Source organism: Nitrososphaerota archaeon (assembly GCA_027887005.1).
Classification (GTDB): Archaea; Thermoproteota; Nitrososphaeria; order Nitrososphaerales; family Gagatemarchaeaceae; genus UBA183.
Genome location: JAPCJI010000001.1, coordinates 42,564 through 60,613 on the forward strand (window position 1 = coordinate 42,564; position 18,050 = coordinate 60,613).

The 18,050-nt window shown below is 61.8% G+C and carries 16 protein-coding genes and 1 pseudogene; 7 read left to right on the forward strand and 10 right to left on the reverse strand.

The genetic code is table 11. The annotated features are described in order from the left end of the window. Positions 1-110: 110 nt before the first annotated feature. Positions 111-353: pseudogene (locus OK438_00230) on the reverse strand (TRAM domain-containing protein). A gap of 236 nt (positions 354-589) precedes the next feature. Here OK438_00230 and OK438_00235 point away from each other — a divergent pair. Further along, positions 590-784, forward strand: coding sequence for a hypothetical protein (locus OK438_00235; protein MDA4123862.1), 195 nt, complete (start codon positions 590-592; stop codon positions 782-784). Here OK438_00235 and OK438_00240 read toward each other — a convergent pair. From OK438_00240 to OK438_00250, 3 genes are all read right to left on the reverse strand, one after another. Further along, positions 781-1,647 carry a presenilin gene (locus OK438_00240; GenBank protein MDA4123863.1) on the reverse strand — a complete coding sequence of 289 codons (867 nt, stop codon included), beginning with the start codon at positions 1,645-1,647 and terminating at the stop codon, positions 781-783. The genes OK438_00235 and OK438_00240 overlap by 4 nt on opposite strands. Further along, positions 1,644-2,900 (reverse strand): MBL fold metallo-hydrolase, encoded by a 1,257-nt coding sequence (locus OK438_00245; protein ID MDA4123864.1) that lies wholly within the window; start codon positions 2,898-2,900, stop codon positions 1,644-1,646. Before OK438_00245 ends, OK438_00240 begins: the two co-directional genes overlap by 4 nt. 114 nt (positions 2,901-3,014) lie before the next feature. Next, complete coding sequence (locus OK438_00250) at positions 3,015-3,332, reverse strand: hypothetical protein (GenBank protein ID MDA4123865.1); 318 nt, start codon at positions 3,330-3,332, stop codon at positions 3,015-3,017. A gap of 101 nt (positions 3,333-3,433) precedes the next feature. Between OK438_00250 and OK438_00255 the strand changes: the two genes are divergently transcribed. Continuing rightward, positions 3,434-7,600 carry a S8 family serine peptidase gene (locus OK438_00255; protein ID MDA4123866.1) on the forward strand — a complete coding sequence of 1,389 codons (4,167 nt, stop codon included), beginning with the start codon at positions 3,434-3,436 and terminating at the stop codon, positions 7,598-7,600. A 33-nt stretch (positions 7,601-7,633) separates the two neighbouring features. Continuing rightward, a complete protein-coding gene (locus tag OK438_00260) occupies positions 7,634-8,329 on the forward strand; it encodes a PAC2 family protein (protein MDA4123867.1) in 696 nt (231 codons plus the stop codon). On the opposite strand, the gene tgtA is transcribed toward OK438_00260, so the two are convergent. Continuing rightward, positions 8,247-9,782, reverse strand: coding sequence for a tRNA guanosine(15) transglycosylase TgtA (gene tgtA / locus OK438_00265; GenBank protein MDA4123868.1), 1,536 nt, complete (start codon positions 9,780-9,782; stop codon positions 8,247-8,249). The two genes, OK438_00260 and tgtA, sit on opposite strands and share 83 nt — an antisense overlap. A 56-nt stretch (positions 9,783-9,838) precedes the next feature. Between tgtA and OK438_00270 the strand changes: the two genes are divergently transcribed. From OK438_00270 to OK438_00285, 4 genes are all read left to right on the forward strand, one after another. Then, complete coding sequence (locus OK438_00270; protein ID MDA4123869.1) at positions 9,839-11,674, forward strand: glycosyltransferase family 39 protein; 1,836 nt, start codon at positions 9,839-9,841, stop codon at positions 11,672-11,674. Positions 11,675-11,749: 75 nt separating this feature from the next. After that, on the forward strand, positions 11,750-12,490 hold the full coding sequence (locus tag OK438_00275; GenBank protein MDA4123870.1) for a phosphoribosyltransferase family protein: 741 nt from the start codon (positions 11,750-11,752) through the stop codon (positions 12,488-12,490). A 10-nt stretch (positions 12,491-12,500) separates the two neighbouring features. Then, complete coding sequence (locus tag OK438_00280; protein MDA4123871.1) at positions 12,501-13,361, forward strand: NAD(P)H-hydrate dehydratase; 861 nt, start codon at positions 12,501-12,503, stop codon at positions 13,359-13,361. Then, positions 13,358-14,038: a methyltransferase domain-containing protein gene (locus tag OK438_00285; GenBank protein MDA4123872.1), complete on the forward strand. Its 681-nt coding sequence runs from the start codon at positions 13,358-13,360 to the stop codon at positions 14,036-14,038. The genes OK438_00280 and OK438_00285 overlap by 4 nt, the downstream gene beginning before the upstream one ends. 16 nt (positions 14,039-14,054) lie before the next feature. On the opposite strand, the gene OK438_00290 is transcribed toward OK438_00285, so the two are convergent. The 5 genes from OK438_00290 to OK438_00310 are packed head-to-tail and all read right to left on the reverse strand — an operon-like array spanning position 14,055 to position 17,939. Beyond that, positions 14,055-15,011: a DHHA1 domain-containing protein gene (locus tag OK438_00290; GenBank protein ID MDA4123873.1), complete on the reverse strand. Its 957-nt coding sequence runs from the start codon at positions 15,009-15,011 to the stop codon at positions 14,055-14,057. Positions 15,012-15,039: 28 nt separating this feature from the next. Beyond that, the gene (locus tag OK438_00295; protein ID MDA4123874.1) at positions 15,040-16,776 is read right to left on the reverse strand and encodes a Vps62-related protein; all 1,737 of its coding nucleotides are present in this window, start codon (positions 16,774-16,776) and stop codon (positions 15,040-15,042) included. A 42-nt stretch (positions 16,777-16,818) separates the two neighbouring features. Then, complete coding sequence (locus tag OK438_00300) at positions 16,819-17,268, reverse strand: hypothetical protein (GenBank protein MDA4123875.1); 450 nt, start codon at positions 17,266-17,268, stop codon at positions 16,819-16,821. A gap of 3 nt (positions 17,269-17,271) precedes the next feature. Then, positions 17,272-17,751 carry a hypothetical protein gene (locus tag OK438_00305; GenBank protein MDA4123876.1) on the reverse strand — a complete coding sequence of 160 codons (480 nt, stop codon included), beginning with the start codon at positions 17,749-17,751 and terminating at the stop codon, positions 17,272-17,274. Continuing rightward, positions 17,748-17,939, reverse strand: a complete 192-nt coding sequence (locus OK438_00310) for a hypothetical protein (GenBank protein ID MDA4123877.1) — start codon at positions 17,937-17,939, stop codon at positions 17,748-17,750. The genes OK438_00305 and OK438_00310 overlap by 4 nt, the downstream gene beginning before the upstream one ends. Between the last annotated feature and the right edge of the window lie 111 nt (positions 17,940-18,050).

The following is an 18,050-nucleotide window of genomic DNA, read 5'->3' on the forward strand; positions in this document are numbered from 1 at the left end:
CTGGGTTCCCCCCTGGTTCCGGGTAGAAACACCGCCACTGGCTATTTGAATAGAAAACGGAGCGGCCGTCTCTTGAGATGGCCGCCAGAACGGAAGAAGGTCCCGGGGACCTACATTCCTGCGTCGTCGCTTGTGGGGGCGTCGCCGCTGCTTGCCGTGGACATGCCCTCAGAACCACCAACAACTGCGCCCGTGGCGAACCTGTTGGCTACCTGAGTGACCTTGATCTTGCCCTGCCAGCCCTGCTTGGCTCCGGCCACGAAGATGACGAAACCGTCAACCTTCGCAATGCCGTCTCCACGCCTGCTGATCTCGGAAATGGTGACGTCGTACTCCTTTCCTACTTCAACCGGCTTTGGCTTAAAGGACCTGAATCCACCGCTGCTTCCGCCGCTGCTTCCGCCGCGGTTGTAGCTCCCTCGTCCGAAACTCGTTCTTTCACATCCTAGCGCTCTTCGGTATCGCTGAAATATCGTCCACGAATTCGGGTTATTAAGCTTGATGGCGGATTTGCATTATTTCTGCAAACCCACCCGATTCCCCTAGGACTTCAACAGGCTTCATAAGGGGCTCACGGGGACGTGTGCCGATGCCCAAGGAGCTCAAGAACAAAGAGGAATTCGAGAAGGTCCTAGAATCTGCCCAGGAAGTCAGGGTCGTCAAAGCTGGGGACGGGGCCAAGGTCAAGCTCAGAACGAAGGACACACTTTACACCTTCAAGACCACTTCGGAGGAGGCGGACTCCCTCGTGAAGTCGACCAAGGTCCCTGTGGTCGAAGTCTAGAGCAGAAATGCGCCGAGGACGATCAGCCCCAGAAGCATTGGGATAGGCAGCCCAGGGAGCAGCCGCTTCCTCGAAAGCAGGAAGAGCGTAGCCACCACTCCCGCGTCGATGGCAACTATGGTAAGGCCCGATGCAAGAGGCGTCCTGTAGAAGAGCGCAAGCGACGGGAGCATGGTGTAGAATACGATGTCCCCCAGCCCCAGGGTGAACTCCCCCGCCTTGATTGACATCCCCACCAGGGCTATGTTCGGTGCCGTCCCGATGAGGGCCTTCAACGGCCCCTTGAACACAGCGTAGATGTCGTAGATCGAGAACGCGGCCGGCAGGATGAGGGCGGTGTACAGGGGGAGGCTCGACGCGAAGAAGCTCCCGACCTCGGCCCCGATGAAGGCGAGGAGGACCGTAGACAGCCACAGCCTGTCCTTCACGAAGATTGTGTACCCTACGAGGAGGACGACAGCCACCGCGCTGCCAAACGAGACGACCAGTTCTAGGCTGCGGGGGAGATAGGTGAACGCGAAGCTGTCCGCGGTTATCAGTGTCAGGATGAAGGACGACAGTGATACGGACCCAAAGACCAGGACCTTGAACGAGCCGACCATCTTCCTCCTCAGCAGCCAGACCAGACCCAGCGTCAGGCCGAACGCCAGGGCCACGAGCAGGATCGCGTTCCCGGCAGAGCCCTGCGGCGTCGATCCGAGCGGATTGTAGCTGTAGTTACCCGCCGCGACTATGGGCTGATAGACGGGCAGGTTCTGGTTCGTGATTGCCAGGGCAACTAGTTGAATGGCTGCGACGATTCCGATGGCAACTGCTAGGTTGAGCGGGGTTACTCGCTTGTGTTCGGGGGGCTTTTCGCTCAAACCACGAATTCTTCGCCGGCCATCGCGGCCGTAGCCTCGACGCCCATGGTCGCGTGGAGCTCGTCCGCCAAAGCCAGGCAGGAGGCCTCTTCGCCGTGTACAGTGAGGAATTTGGGAGAACCGCCCACCCCCTTCAGGTCGCTGAGGAGCGCCGACTTGCCGCTGTGGGAGGAGAAGTCGAAGCGCCTCACCTCGGCCTTGACCGGGGTCGGTTTTCCTCTGTAGATCGTGAGCCCCTTATCGATGAGGGTCCTACCGGGGGTCCCTGGGACCTGGAAGCTGACTATGGCCACCCCGTTCTTCGGGTCCATCGAAAGGTGCTCGTTGTAGAATATCGATGACCCCCCTACCAGCATGCCAGCGGGCGATACGATGACGCCTGGCCTCCTCACCAGCCGCCTTCTTTGAGTCCAGCTGGTCACTTCCTCGATCGTCTCAAGCATCCGCCTGAGGGCGGTCGGGTCCTTGAGGAACTCCTGGTGCTGGAGAAGGATTCCGTTCACCTTGAGGGCCATGCCGTCCATGGCGACGGGATGCCTGAACCCGTTCTTCACCAGAGTCATCGCAATCTCCTGGGCCCTCCCGACCGAGAACGCTGGCACGAGCAGAACCCCTCCCCTTTCGACCACTGCGTTGGCGAACTCCACTAGCTCCGCCTCAGCCTTGGACCTGTGCGGGTGGTCGGCGGTCGCGTAGGTGCTTTCCGTGATAACCATGTCGGCCTCCCCTAGGTTCTTCCACGACCCGGCGAGCAGGTTGGTCTCCTCGCCGTTGATGTCCCCAGTGTAGAGCAGCCTCTTCGACCCCGCCTCGACCGCGACGATGGCCGAGCCCGGGATGTGCCCGGCGTCGTAGAATGTGATGGTGAAGTCCCCCACCTGGAAGGGCTCCATGTACCCGTGATTCACAGTGTTCGAGTTCATGGCCATCAGGTCAAGGAACTCGAAGGGGAGGTACTGGCCCGAGATCTTGATGAAATCGTTGATGAGCAGGTTTGACAGGTCGGCCGTCACCGGGGTCGAGTGCAGCTTCATCTTCCCGCCGAGGAAGTGCAGGGGAGCGGCGCCCGAGTGGTCGAGGTGGGCGTGGCTGAGGACGATGGCCCGGATGTCCTTCGGCGGCACGTGCATCGGGAAGCCGGGGACCTTCGTGGTCATTGCCCCGTAGTCTAGCAGGATCTTGCTGTCATTGTGCGTGACCAGAAAAGCGGAGCGGCCGACCTGCCGGGCGGCTCCCAGAACTTTAACCTCCAATACTCTAACTCTTTCAATGAACAGCGATTTTTCATCGTCTTTAAGCCTTTCTGACAGTTAGTATGGTGAAAGGCTCGGCTCGGCGTCAGAAAAATAACGAGCTGCCCAGACCCGTTACCAGATCGTGGGCAGGTGTTCGGTCCACTTCGATACCTCCTCCAAAGAGCTTGTCATGTAGAACTCGAAATCGTTCCACGTGCTGAGCCCCGAGTCGTAGGCGAAGTCCCTGACCGCTTCGGCGCTAGGCGCATCCACGACCCACAGGACCTTGTGCCCTGGGTCGAGGTGCAGGAGTACCTGGGCGTTGACCTTGTGCTTCTGCATCATCGGGGGGAGGCTCTTCCCCAGGTTGTCCCCAATCACGCGGAGCGCCTTGTTGGCTGATGGGCAGCTGTTTGGAGGATGGTTTGAGATGACGACGTACTTCGGCATGTTCTCCCTTAGACCGACATAAGGACGGATAAGCTTTCCTGGGCAAATTTCAACACTCCTTCAAACAATCCTTATTACCCTGAAACTGTACTTCCCTCCGTTTGGGGCTCGGGCTGAAACTGGCAGTTCTTCTCGTCCTCGGCCTATTCGTCCTCTCCCCTGGTGCTTACCTCCTTTCGAACCCTAGCACGTCCGAAACTCTCCTGTCGTCGAAGATCGACGCTTCCCTCCTCTCGGCCAATGGGGGTTTGGAGCGTGTGGTCGTTCTCTCTTCAGGCACTCCACAATCGCTCGCCTCTCACATGACGCTGACCTTCTCACTGGGCTCCCCGGGGAACTACGTTGCGTTCGGTTCTGTGCCGCGGTCCGGACTCGATGGACTCGCATCACTGCCCCAGGTGACAAGGGTCTACCCTGACGTGGCGATCAGCTACAACGACAGCCGTGTGGACGCGACCGGCGGCGGCCTCTTGCAAACTGACACCTTCAGGATCAGAGATTTGACTGGCGTCAACTTAGTCAACTCGACGTTGCACCTGCAGGGCGATGGGGTAAAGGTGGCCATCGTCGACACCGGAACTGACTTCGCGAACCCGAACATGGCGACCTCCTACGCCCGGGACCTAAACGGTGCTCCGATAGCCATCGACCCGGACGGGGCGGGCATAGTCCTGACCAACTCGACGCTCAGAAGCTTCACCAACTCCACGGGAGTCTACCTGAACATGCTCCAGGGGGGCAAGGGCACAAGGGTCTCCGTCTACCTCGGGGCTGCCACATTCCCCCAAACCGTCGTCCCGCTCGGGTGGAACCTGACCAACTACAAGATCGGCGTCGACTCTTCACACTACATAACGTCGAAGAGCGGCATTTACCACTTCGGGATCGCGTTTGAGTGGGTTCCTCAGGGCTACTATTTCTTCCCGACTCTGGTCGTCGATTCGAAGACTGCGGGCCTCTACGACACTGTCTACATCGATTTCAACTCGGCCCCGCTCCTTTCAGAGCTGCTGGTCGCTCAGACTCTGCCGGGGGCGGACAAGGCCGACTGGAGTTTCTATGACGACTCCCCTCATCGCATCGGGGACGGCACGGAGGTACTCTCGGCGTCAATCGGCGGGAGCGGGGCACCCGACATCAGCGCAGGCCTTCTCGGGGCGCACGTGCTTGACGTCTTCGGGGCCGTGACCGGGGCCTCGAGCCGGTTCGACTTCGACCTGGGAGCCCTGAACGGAAGCCTCCTGGCTCCCATGGACCCCCGGGGGAACTACTATGGAGTGATGTACGACTTCCAAGGACACGGATCTCAGACGGCCGCAGACGTCGCGTCCTCGGGGTCCACCCCCTACGACATCTACGGGAACGCCACCCTGTACCATCTCCCTGGAATGGCCCCACACGCCAAGATCATCCCGGTGAAGGCCCTGTGGATAGGGGACGTACTCTACGGCTGGATGTGGACCAGCGGATTCGATTATTCTTCTTCCCTGGGGCAGTGGGTCTACAGCGGAGAACACAAGGCGGACGTCGTGAGCAACAGCTGGGGAATCTCCAGCTGGCCCCTGTTCCAGTCCGGTCTCGGCTACGACGTGCTCAGTTTGTTGGAGGACGCCCTTTCAATCCCGCACAGCTTCTCTACGAAGTACCCCGGGACCCTATTCGCCCAGGCCATGGGGAACGGCGGCCCCGGCTACGGCACGATAACCTCTCCCGCCTCGAGCTCATTCGCAATGAGCGTGGGCGCTTCGACAAGCTGGCACGTCGCGATCCAGTTCTCTTCCACCGGCCTGACCTACTACGGCGGCCAGTCCTCATATAGCGGGGATGTCATCGGATGGTCCGACCGGGGACCCGCCCTCACTGGGGAGACAAAGCCCGACGTAGTCAACATCGGCGCCTTTGGTTTCTCCCCCATCAGCGTGATGGCGTCCCACGGGAATACCAGTGCCCAGTGGGCCTACTTCGGTGGCACCAGCCAGGCGACCCCGCTGACTGCAGGCGTAGCCGCTCTTGTGTTTCAGGCCCTCCAGTCCAAAGGGGTCTCCGGTAACCCCTCGCTGGTCAAGCAGATTCTCATGGGCACCGCCACGGACCTGGGCAACGACCCCTTCGTCCAGGGGGCGGGGCAGGTCAACGCGTCTGCAGCGGTCTCCTTGGCCCTCGGAGGCTCGACCCTCTTGAACGGCGCATTCACCGTCGGTACACCAAGCACCTTCGACAAGCTGTCGTCCACAGTCTCGGGAGCGATGGCATCCCTGACGGGGCTTGTTGGCCAGCAGGTGGTCCTGCCCTCCACTCCGCTCCAGTCTGAGAATTGGTTCGCAGGGCAGGTCTCCCCAGGCACCACCGTGTCCACGACTTTCACTGTTGCCGACCCAACTTCGCAGAAGGTCGCGGTGAATGTGTCGTCGTCCTCCTACAAGCTGATGGGCTTCAAGACCTTCTCCAAGGTCAGCTCCCCCGGGAAAAGCGTCTACATTGACCTCACAAGGGAGGTGGGACAGATCCCCGCAGGGACCGACCTGATGGTAGTGCGTGAGTACTTTCCGTTAAGCACTTGGTACAACAGCACAGTCTCTCCGTACTTCGCGGACGCGCTCACCAGGCTTCGGCTCCAGGTCTTCAATTGGGTGGACGGCAATCACGACGGCGTCGTCCAGTCCAACGAAGTATCCCTCGTTAACACCAACTACGCCTGGGGAGATGCCGAAGAGGTGAGAGTCAGCCACCCGTTAGCGAAGTTCACCGGGACGCCGGTCCTCGGAGTCTATCAAAACCCGACCCTGGCCTCCTATTGGAACTTCAACAGTAACAGGACCGCCATTCAGGTCAATTTCTCCGTCACCGTCTACTTCTACCAGAAAGTCCAATGGTCCTTGGTCTCCTTTGGCGGCACCAAAGTACAGGTCAGCCCTAATGGGAACGCGACCTTCCGTGCCACTATCACTGTTCCGCGGAATGCGACTGCGGGCACCTACCAAGGCTACATCAATCTAAGGGGGTCCACCGGCCAGGTGACTCAGGTTCCCGTCTCCTACGTCGTGCCGCTTGCCCCTCCCGACAAGGGGGTCCCCTACGTGTTCGGAGGCAATTCCACTGGGGACGGGGTGATGTACGACAACGGAGCCGTCTTCGGCGCCTCTGATTTCTCCTGGCGGTACGAGTCGGGCAACTGGAGAGCGTACCAGCTGCAAGTCACAGACTCATCAGTGAACCAGGGGACCGTCAAAGTGGACTGGAATTCGTCGATGACCAGCATCAACCTGCTCATTTTGGACCCGCAGGGAAGGATCATCGGGTCCTCGGCGCCCCCAGGGCTCTACAAGTCGATAACACGGAGCTTCTTCCAGGGCCTTCCTCTCTCCCCCAGCCCGAGCAACGACTACCTCCAGTGCCCGGTATCATATGGGGGGTTCTTCATACCCTGCCCTGGCTGGGGAGGTGGCTTCGCTCCATCGCAGAACAATGGTCCCTCCTCCTCCATCTTGCAGTTCCCGGTCAACCAAACGGGCACCTACACGATCGTGGTCCACAACACGCTCTTCAGCGGTCTGACGCCCTACGAGCGGTTCGTCGGGACCGTCGAACTCAACACAGTGGCTCCAGTTACAATCCTCCCGTCGGTCTCTGTCACTGCCCCAGTCGCGCCTGTGAAGGGGACAGTGACTGTGCCAGTAGGAATCTCGGGACAGGAACTGTCAACCGTCACCTATTCCGTTGACCTGAATCCTCCGGTAGTGATCAATGTAACTCACAACTTGGGCGACATCAGGATCGACACCACGAAGTTGGCAGACGGGCCCCATTACTTCACGGTCACTGCGACCGACTCCGTCGGGTACGCGAACTCTTCCTCTTTCGAGATGGTGGTGCTCAACACGCCTCCCCAGGTCTTCATCGGTAACCCTGTTAACGGGACCACTATGAGTGGCAAGGTCACCCTTTCGTTCTTCGCCAAGACGAGTTACCTCGCCAACCTGACCGCAGAGCTCGACGGCAAGCCAATGCCCGTCTCCGGTGGCTCCTATGCTTGGGACTCTTCGGCCGTCCCAGACGGCAGCCACAGACTGACCGTGACCGCGACGGACCAGGCAGGGAACTCGAGGACGGTCACCTCACTGTTCGACACAGGCAACGGCGCCCAGGCAACATTCCGCACCTACATCATCGCAGCCGCAGCCGTTTCCGCGATCGCGGGCGCAGCCGCCACATATGCCATCGGGCGGGCTCGGCGGCCGAGATTGGCCGCTTCCCGGCCCACGCCTTAAAGACCTCTGACAAGAAGGGTCCCAGGATTGGTCTTGAAGGTAATTCCAAAGGATGCAAAGCTAGACGGCACGTCGCTGTTGGCGGGATTCCACGGGATTGGTGCGACGGGATACTGGACTGTGAAGTTCCTGATCACCGAACTGAAGGCCGAGAGGAAGCTGTTCATCGACTACGAGCATTCCCCGGCCGTAGCCTCCCAGGCCTCAGGGAGGATCGCCACCCCCTACGAGGTCTTTGTCTCAGGCGACCTCTCCCTCCTCAAGGCCGAGGTCTCTCCCACACGGGAGAATGAGAACGAGTTCTACAGAGAGCTGGCTGAGTGGATAATGAGCTCCGGGGTCAAGGAGGTCGCGCTTGTCGGGGGGCTGGACGAAGGACTGAGGACCGACCAGAGCCCCTACCGCGTCGCCATGACCAGCGAGTTCCTGTCGCGGGGCGGTCTTCCGGGCGAGCCTCTCTTCGAAGAGGACAGGATGATAGTCGGTCCCGTCGCCTCCCTCCTGAACGCCTTCGAGATGAACTCCTTCCCCGCGTTCGCCGTGCTCGCCTACTCCAGCACCGACAGGGTGGACCCAAGGGCGGCGGCATCGGCAGCAGATTTCCTGGCGAGGAGGTACGGTTTCTCGGCCAACACCGGTCCCCTAATCAAGGGCGCCGAGGTGATCGAGGGGGAGATGAAGCAGATCGAGGAGAAGGAGAAGGGCCCCGCCGACTCCGTCTACTCCTGACTCGCTTCCTTCGGGCCGGAGGCTCCGGCTTCCCGACCTTGACTAACCTGTACCCCATGGCCTTCAGGGAGGCTAAGGCCTCCTTCAGGCTGGGTGGATTCGCTGTTCCCTGGCTTGTTGTGGACTGGGTGAAGGGGAAGACGAAGTCAAGCTCCGAGGGGTAGAGGCCAAGGGCCGGGTGCAGGCGGTAGACGTCCGACTTCTTCCCCGAGCCCCTGTGAGGCCCCTTCTTCCCCACCGGGTTGGTCGGGTCCGAAAGCAGAACGGTCGCCCTCTGTGAATCCCTCCTAGTGGCCTGCTTGAGCCTCCACACCGCGGACAGCACCTCAGGCCTCGATAGGTCCTCGGCCGAGCGGATGAACAGCCCGCGCTCCTTCAGGAGGGGAGTGCCACCTGCAAGCAGCTCATAGTGCCTGGGCAGAACCGCGAACGCTTCGCGGAGCCTCGGGTGCGCCATCGACTTCTCTTCGACCAGGTCCCAGAGCCTCCCCTCTGCGATCGCTTGCTTGCACGCCTCCATCTCCTCCCGGAGGACCCACAGGTTGTGCTCGGCGAGATTCTTCGTGCGTTCTTTGAACTCAAGGTCAAGCAGCCCTCGCACGCTCGTCCTCGAACAGACCGGGCAACTGCACGGCAGGAACTTCATCGCATCGAGGGTCATCACGACCGACCGGGTCATGTAGCGCCCGCTCCTCGCAAACAGGATGTAGCTCGCAGAGTCGAAGGTGTCGCACCCAAGCGCCACCGCGAGCGCCATGGTCAGGGGATGGCCGGCCCCGAACAGGTGGAGCGGGACTGAGTAGGGCATCGAGGACCTCGCAGCCACCACCATGCTCACAAGGTCGGCGAACATGTAATTCTGCATCACCTGCACAGGGCTCCCCAGTGCGAGGAACTCGAACCTCGACTTCACCAGGGCCTTCGCAGACTTCCTGACCAAATCCTGGTAGAGTCCCCCCTGGACTGGCCCGACCCAGGTGGTCGCCTTGGCGCCGAACTCCTTCAAGGTCGCGACCGCGTTCTCCAGGCTGTATTCGACCGTCTCCTTCGCGTAGGCCCTCGACTGGGGATACCCTGTGGGCCTGTCGAGAGTCACCGCAAGCTCCGACCCTATGCCCGCTTGGAACTCCGCCACCTGGTCGTAGCTCAGCTCCAGTCCTCCATACTCGAGGACCTGGTACCCCCCCGAGTCTGTCATGAAGACACCGTCGAAGCCGAGCATCTGGTGTATCCCCTTCTCGATTGCCTCCTCCCGCCTCCTCGAGTAGATGATGTACGAATTGGTCATGAGGGCCTTGAACCCCATGGCCCTCAGGTCCCCTACTGGGACCGCCTGGCTCACAGGGTGGATCACCGGCATCAGGCAGGGCGTCTCCAGGGTCTTCCCCCCCACCCTCAGGGTGCCTATCCTTCCAAGCAGGTCGGACTCCCTCACTTCGAACGAGAACGACAACTTCGCGGCACCTGTCTAAGTTTCATTCTTAAATCCCGTTGCGCGGAGCGACCCCCGTGCTTCCGTGGGCGCCGGTCAAGCTCACTGCGATCCTTTCCCTTCTGCTGGTGACAGTGCTTGTAGCCCTCCTTACGGCCAACGTCTTCGGCCTGGGCACCGCATACCTCGGCCTAGCCCAGTTCGTGGCGCTCGGAGCCCTCGCGTCCGGGCTTGTGGCCCTTGTCCTGGGCCTGGTCCAGCTCGAAAGGTCCAGGCCTGAGCTCCGGAGGCCCCTCGTCGTCCTCGGGGCCATCACACTTGCCGTCCTCGTCCTCCACCTTTACATCATCAACTCACCCCCCACTTCATCCGACTCGTCCATCGAGGGAGGGGTGAACACCAGCTTCCACGACGCCTACATCCAGGTCTCCTCGACTCTGGCCGGGTCCCAACTTACCGTCAGCGTCTCCGACTCGGGCTCCAACGCTATCTCCCAGGTGGTAGTTTCCTTGAACGAGGAGCCGCTCCCGACCTCGGGCCTCTTCCACACCCCCACGGTGTCGAACCCCCTGGAGCCGGTCAATGCCTCCAACTACGGATACATGTCCTCGGTCAGCGGCAACTGGGTGGTCAACGCAGCCCCTTCCGCTTCGCTCAGGGTTGACTACACCTACCTCTCCTGCTTCCACGTCCCCAATCCGAACGGCACCCGGGCAGCCTACGGCTGCATAATGGACGAGGTGTACTACGTCCCGGCCGCTCTGAGCATCCTCTCGAGCACTCGTTGCCCACTCCCTCCGATGCTCGACCCCTGCAACTACGAGCACCCTCCTCTGGCCAAGGCCCTCATCGCTGGGGGCATTGCAGTCTTCGGCCTCAACGACCTTGGGTTCAGAGTATCCAACGCTGTCCTCGGGACGCTCAGCATCCCGCTCGTGTTCGTGCTCGCCTACGTCGCCACAGGTTCCAGGCGCCTCTCGTACTTCGCCACCCTGATCCTCGCTGCTGACACCCTCTTCTTCGTCCACTCCTCAGCCGCTCTTATCGACGTCCCTTCTGTCTTCTTCACCCTCCTCGCCTGCATCTTCTACTTCTGGCGAGCCTCGTGGTGGAAGCTGAACAACTACGCCCTCGCCGGGGCCTTCTTCGGGCTCGCCGCCCTCTCCAAGGAGACCGCGATATTCGTCCTTGCGGGGGTCGCGACCTACGAGCTCCTGTTCGGAGGCCAGGGACTCGGAGCGTCCGCGAAGAGGGTCGCCACGATGGCTGCTGTGGCGCTTCTCGTGTTCGTCGGGGTCGTCCAGCTCTATGACTCGACTCTGGCGTCCACAGTGCTCCCCTGGTTCTATCAGCACATCAGCTTCATGTTCACCTACGGGTCCACGCTGAAGGGCCTGGGGTGGACGGACCCATTTCTTCACGGGTACATTACCCCGCTGAACTGGCTCCTAGCCTACGCCCCCGTCCCCTACCTCGTTGTCAGGGTCACCGTAACATTCGCGGGGACGGCCATGTCCTATGTCTCCGTGGGCTACTATGGGATAGCCAACGAGGTAATCGTCTGGATGGTCTTCCTGTGGGTCCCACTTTCGTTCTACAGATACGTGAAGGGGAGGGCCCCCGAAACGGTGCTGAACAAGGAGGACAGGTTCGGCCTATTCCTCGCGGTGTGGTTCCTCTGGTCCTACATCCCATACATCGCCCTCTGGGCATACGGGAGGGCCACCTATCCGTTCTACATCCTCCCGGCCGTCCCTGCCCTGGCAGCGGGCGCTGCCTACTTCCTGACACGGGATTGGTTCCCGAGGAAGGTCGCCCTCGTATACGTCGCCGCCGCATTGATCATCTTCTTCCTCTACTTCCCCGTCAAGGATTTCCTGCCCGTCGTCGTCAGGGCCCTGCTTACCCGCTGAGCACTCCTCCCGTCGAATCCGCTGTTTGGGAGAAGACTAATACACACACCCGTGCAAAGACCCTCGATAGGAAAAGTGAGCAGGGTCTCGGACGTGAAGACGCGGATTTCGTCGGTAGAGCTCCTCGCTACCCTGAAGAAGACCTACAGCTACAAAGAGCTCTCCGCACTGCTCGACCTGTCCGCGCCAATCCTGAGCCGCTACGTCCGCGGCCACGTCCTGCCTAGCGCCGCTAGGTCGGAGAAGTTCATCGCCACCTTCCGCGAGAAGCTCCTAAGGAAGATGGTCATGGACGAGGTGAAGGTCAGCTCGGATGGTTCCTACGACATCAGCGCGGTCGTCTCGAACGTGGGCCTCCTCCGGCAGATCGCGAAGGTGGTCTTCAGCGAGTTCAGCCTTGTTTCAGTGGACAAGGTGATGACCATGGAGGTGGACGGAGTCCCTCTCGGGGCCGAGGTCGCAGGAGAGTTCAATGTCAACCTGGCGGTGGCTCGGGCTGAGCGGGACCTCGGGATAGAGGACTTCCTGGAGCAGAAGGCGGTCTACTCGCCATCCTCCGTGAAGTATCTTTACCTGCCCCGGTCCGCGCTGAAGAAGGGGGAGCACATACTCATCGTCGACGACATGGTGAGGTCGGGGACCACCATCGAGGCGCTCACACGAATCGCGGAAAAGGCCAGGGCGAAGATCGTGGGGGTGTTCGCCATCGCCTCGGTGGACCAGTCCATGCCCAAGCTGAAGGGGAGGCTGGGGCTCACCTGCCCGATCGAGTCCCTCGTCACCCTCGAACAGAAGTCGAGGCGCTACAACTACTAGGGGGTGCGGCATGAAGACAATAACCGTCGACGCGTCATTCGTTGCGAAGGCGGTCCCGCCGAGGAAGGCAGACTCGCACAAGCGGATGAACGGGACTGTCTGCGTCGTCGGGGGGAGCAGGCTGTACCACGGCGCACCCTTCCTCTGCGCCAGCGGAGCCATGCGGTCGGGGGTCGACCTCGTCTACATCGCAGTCCCGGCGACCATAGCCCCTTCCATCAGGGCCCTCTCCCCGGACTTCATCGTGATTCCTCTGCCGGACGGGAGGCTTACGCGTGGGAACGTTTCCAAGCTCATCTCCTGGGTCAGCGGGGTCGACGCGTTCGCCCTGGGACCAGGCCTGGGGCCGCAGAACCCTGCGGACCTGGCCCGTGCGGTGAATGAAATCAAGGGCGAGGGGAAGGGGGTCGTCCTGGACGCTGACGCCCTCCGAGCCCAGGTCCTCCCCTCGGTCAAGGGCACCAGGGCAGTTGTTACGCCCCACGCAAAGGAGTTCGAGAGGCTCTTCGCCACGACCCTCCCAGCCGACCTGGAGGGCCGGGTCGAGGCAGTCTCGTTCAGCGCCAGGGGGGCGGGGGTGACCGTACTCCTCAAGGGGCCCACGGACGTGATCAGCGACGGAGACCGCGTTGCCCTCAACGAGACCCACTCCCCAGCCATGACCGTCGGCGGGACGGGGGACGTGTTGACCGGGGTCACTGCCGGGCTCCTCGCGAAGGGGGTCGCTCCCTTCGAAGCCGCGGCGGCCGCTGCGTTCATCAACGGGTCTGCCGGGGTCGAGGCCGCACGACTCCTCGGCCTCCACATCACTGCGTCGGACGTTGCAAACCAGATTGCAAACGCGATGAAAAGGTTCGACCGGGTCGAATGAAGCAGAGAAGGCGGGGCCTGCAGACGAAGTGGGCCTACATCGTGAACTCTCTCCAGGAGATCATCCCCTCCTACGAGCAGGCCTCGAGCCTCATCTCTCTCCACGCAGACAGGCGCATGCGCCCCGAAGCCGTGTCCTTCGCCGTTTCTCCCGGCGGGCTCGTCCTCGACCTCGGCGCAGGCCCAGGGACCATGTCTTCGTTCGTAGTCCGCGCGGGAGGAGAGCCTGTCCTGCTCGACGCGTCCAGGCTGATGCTCCGCGCGTCGGATTTTCCGAACCGGGTCCAGGCGACCTTCGAGAACATGCCCTTCCGCGACGGGGTGTTCGACGGCGCAGTCTCCGGCTTCGCGCTCCGGGACGCCTACGACCTGAAGAAAGCCTTGGCCCAGCTCTCCCGAGTGCTCAAGGTTGGAGGTAGGTTCAGCCTCTGCGACCTCGGCAAGCCTGATTCGGCCGTCGGGACCATCCTCCTGGGGGCGTACATGCGGATCGTCCCCAATGTCGTGGGGCTGATCTCGGTGGGCAGGTCCGGGCTCCGCTACGGTTCGCTTTTCGACACCTTCGTCCTAACCCCTCACAACGGCGAGCTCGTCTCGCTCCTCTCGAGGTTCTTTCGGGAGGTCCACATACACGCGACCCAGCTGGGAGGGTCGATAGTAGTGAAGTGCGTCAGGTAGGCCCGGGGCCCTCCGCCTATACTCTTCGTGCCAGGGCCTGAAGCATCTCATCCGCCTTCGAAGTGGGGATGCGGCATCCGGCGGCCATCTTGTGCCCCCCTCCGTTGCCCCCGAGCCTGCTCGCTATCCTGACTATGGTCCTCCCAAGGTGGGCTTTGCACTCCGACGTGCACCGCAGGCTCACCTCGTACCAGCCTTCCTCCTTTTCCTTCAGGGAGACCCCGACGGGCACCTCGAACGCCCCGATGAGGAGCTTGGCGACGTTCCCCGTCGAATGCTGTGTCGTGACCATGTATGCCAGCCGTCCCAGCACCTTGCCTTCCCTCTTGACCTCCTCTCCGAGCCGGACCACGACCTCAAGCTGCTCCACCGCGAGCTCTGGGACCCCCTCAATCTCGTGGGGGTGCTTCATCTTGGAGAGCTCGCGGACCACCTTCTCTGGGAACCCGTCCTGGCCCCCCTTCCTGCCAAGGGCGTAGGCGAGCATCGAGGCCTCGAGGAGGACGAACTGCCTATCCGCCTGCTCCATCATCTTCTTCGCGGAGGGTGAGGTATCCATGTAGTCAGTGACGGCTCCGCAGAGCGCGATGAGCCGAGCCCTCTCTGGCAGGGCGGCCCTGAAGGTCAGATACGTAAGCATGCTTGAACATTCCGTGACGTCGTGGACCAGCTTCACCTTGGCAGCCCTCAGCCTCCTCTTCGTCGCTTCGGACATGTAATGGTGGTCCACGTAGGTCACCTCCGCGTAGGCCCGGATCTTCTTTAGCTGGTTGACGAATCCATCTAGGTTGGCGTTGTCCGCACCGATGTCGCAGAGGACGAAGGTATCCACGTCGTCGGGGACTCGGCGCAGGTTATCGATCAGGTCGTCGTAGTCGGAGAGGAGGACTTCAGCTCCAATTGCGGCGGAGACGAGGGCCGCCGACCCCAGCCCGTCCACGTCCTTGACATGGGAGATGCAGAAGGCCTTCATCGATATTCTGCGGCACTTCGTCGGTGATTTAAGCTGATGCGGGAGCCGGAGGCGCTGGGACTGGCGGCGGCGTCGGGGCCTGGACCGGGGGATACGGCTCGAGGTCCTTGGCACGTCTCATCACAAACCCTCCGACTATTCGAACGACTGCTCCGGCGAGGAAGAGGTATGCTCCAACCCCGAAGCCCCAGGCGACGGTGGTCGCGCCGACGACAGGGAAGGTCTGGCTCGCTGTGCCTCCTATCGGATTCGAGGCCACGGTGGAGACCAGCTGAGTGGCTGCAGGTGGGATCGACTGGCCGCCGAGGAGGGAGGATGCCAGGGGAACGAGGTTCGGGAGGTAGGCCACGAAAGCGTAGATGAACACGAACGGCAGGAGAGAGAAGATGGCCGAGAAGATAAACTTCCTTCCGAGTCTCTTGCCGCTCTTGACCCCTATCACGTCGAGGAGGAGCAGGCCTATGCCGACGGCGAAGAGGATCGCGAACGGGAACTGGGCGGACGCGAAGCTAGTGAGCCCCGACGAGGCGTCCGCGTTCGGTCCGGTCAGGAGGTTCACGCTGAGGCCGTGGATGCCGTCGACCGACATCAGGGGCACAGCGGTCGGTCCCGAGAACACCCCGTTCTGCGACGTGGCGGTCACGGTGTACCAGGGTAGGAAGAGGGCTGCGAGGGTGATGGCCATTCCGAGCAACCCGACTGCCAGCCCTGCCCCTCCCCTTCCCTTGAGGAACTTGCCCACCCCAAGCCCGCCCTTCTTCGAAAGCCTGTAAATCCCGAAGAGTTTCCAGAGGCCTCGGATCCCTGCGTAGGCGAGCCAGATCAGGAGGAAGTTCGCCACGAACCAGGCGAGGTAGAAGTAGTAGGTGCCGACGGTGAACGTCCGAACCAGGTAATCGTAGGGGGCTCCCCACCTCTGGCCGTTGTCATTGAAGACAGGACCCAGAGGACCCGCCATCCCAGTCGCTATCTCCGTATCCGTGCCTGTGTACCCCCAGCGGCCAGGGAAGGCGAGCCAGCTCTGGTCCGCGGGCCTGCTCGCTCCGTCTGCGAGGGTGACAAGGGTAAGCTGCTGGGGCTGAATCGTGAGTCCGCCCGAATTGACGACGTCGTTCTCGATGCCGATCCTCCCCTGATAGGACCTGAAGTAGTTCGCATGGGACCCGAGGGCCACGTAGACCACAGGGTGCCCGTTTTGGGTCTCCACGTCGCTCCAGACCGCGTTCTCCCCTGCCAGGTGTTGAGAGTAAAGCGCCTGCACCGGGGACCCGTCTGCGCCCAAAAACACCTGCACTACCTCGATGTCCGACTGGTGGTCGTTCAGGGGCCCGTTGTTGTATGCATAGAAGAGCCAATACTGGATTACCGTCTGGCCGCTGACGTCCGCGAGGTGCACATAGGCGAAGTACCCCTGGCCCTGGCCGTTGGCCGCGTAGTCCGCGGCTATGGCGTCGAAGGTCGCGTGCTTGTTGTCCAGGAAGTACTGGTCCGAGTTGAAGGTTCCGAGGGTGGAGGGGGTCGGGGCTGAGTTGACGAGGGTCGCGCTTCCGCTCGACGAACGCTGCATGAGGGTCGAGCTGGAGATGAGGTAGTCGACCGACGTCGGGTAGAACTTCTCCCCGGACGCGAACTGGAGGACGGGGGCGTACTTCTGTGCAAGCCCGGCCGTGGTCTGCGCCCTCGAGGCTGGAAGATAGGCTGCGAAGCTGAGCAGGAACAGTGCGATGACGGCTGCGACGGCGACGTTCCGAGGGAACCTCCCCATCTGCGAGCCACTCTGTCGAGCTCCACGCTATTTAAGGACGAATCAGACTTCGTCAGGAACAAGCCTCGCGACCTCGCTCTCCTCCAGGAGGAATGTCAGGGGGGCGCGCAGGGCCCCAAAAAGAGAAGGGAGCATGATGAGGAAGACGATCGGCCGGAAGGCAAGGGTGATGTCGACGCCTGCCGCGGTCAGGGGCAGGTTCCCACCGTCCGTGGCCACCCAGATGTAGTACGCAGACACGACGTAGGAGCCGGACACGAAGGGGATCGACAGTGCCTTCCCCTCGGTCAGGGCCCCGAGGACCTGGAGGCCAGTTATGATGGCCCCGAATTCGTAGATGAATAGAGGGATGGTCAGGGGGCTCGAGGGGAGTGCCCTGGAGATGAAGGCCCCCAGGATCGATGGCACGAGTATCCAAAGAGTCGCGTTCAGCACGAGCACGAGTGTTGCCTTCAACACCCGCCGCGAAAGGGGTACCTCTGGGCCAATCATCCTCTAGGCACCTCCCACGTGGACCAACGAGCCGAAGTCCAGGGAGGCGGAGAGCCCTGCGAAGGGAACGAGCTCGAAGCTCATGGTGCCGTTCACGTGGAGCATTCCCGAGCTGCTCAGTGTCTGGGTGTAGTCGGCCACGGACATGCGGAAGTGGAGCGTCCCCACCTTCCCCGGGCCCACGGTCATGGTGGCCGCGTCGCAGGCTACGTTGGTCTGGCCCGAAGCGCAGGAGATGCCCACCTGGAGGGGCAGGAGGCCCTGGTTGGGCACCGTAACGTTGAGGTAGAAGACGAGGGTGGACCCCTGGACCACAACCTTTCCCGTGGCTGCCGACGTCCCGCCCCGCGACGCGTTAAGGACAGCGCTGTAGTCCGAGTAGGCCGAATAGACCACCGCCGAGAAGGTGAGAATCGACACCAGGGTGATCGCAAGACCCACCCCTCTCAGCGCCCCCGCCGCGGTCGAGCGCTCCTGCTTCAAGAGCTCGTCTTTTCTTCGTCCGTCTGCTGGGTCATCACCCCAACCCCCTTGTCGACCTTGAACGTCACAACCCCGACCCCTCTCTCCACTTTCGCGAAGTCGATCCCCCTCAGCATCAGCAGCGACCCGACCCACCCCATCAGCCCCAGGAAGAGCGCCTGGATTGCTGCATACAGGAGGGTGCTCATCGAGCTCGCTAGGTCGCTTCCGGCAGTCGCGCTGCGATAGGCTGCGAACACCCCGTACCCCATGGCGAAGGTGAAGAGGAGGAGCGAGGCCCAGCAGGGCTGAGACGAGGC

Excerpts from the sequence above, each read along its gene's own strand:
- OK438_00295 (MDA4123874.1), bottom strand. The coding sequence starts at position 16,776 with ATGGGGAGGTTCCCTCGGAACGTCGCCGTCGCAGCCGTCATCGCACTG.
- OK438_00280 (MDA4123871.1), top strand. The coding sequence starts at position 12,501 with ATGAAGACAATAACCGTCGACGCGTCATTCGTTGCGAAGGCGGTCCCG.
- OK438_00235 (MDA4123862.1), top strand. The coding sequence starts at position 590 with ATGCCCAAGGAGCTCAAGAACAAAGAGGAATTCGAGAAGGTCCTAGAA.
- OK438_00285 (MDA4123872.1), top strand. The coding sequence starts at position 13,358 with ATGAAGCAGAGAAGGCGGGGCCTGCAGACGAAGTGGGCCTACATCGTG.
- OK438_00300 (MDA4123875.1), bottom strand. The coding sequence starts at position 17,268 with ATGATTGGCCCAGAGGTACCCCTTTCGCGGCGGGTGTTGAAGGCAACA.
- OK438_00290 (MDA4123873.1), bottom strand. The coding sequence starts at position 15,011 with ATGAAGGCCTTCTGCATCTCCCATGTCAAGGACGTGGACGGGCTGGGG.
- OK438_00250 (MDA4123865.1), bottom strand. The coding sequence starts at position 3,332 with ATGCCGAAGTACGTCGTCATCTCAAACCATCCTCCAAACAGCTGCCCA.
- OK438_00310 (MDA4123877.1), bottom strand. The coding sequence starts at position 17,939 with ATGAGCACCCTCCTGTATGCAGCAATCCAGGCGCTCTTCCTGGGGCTG.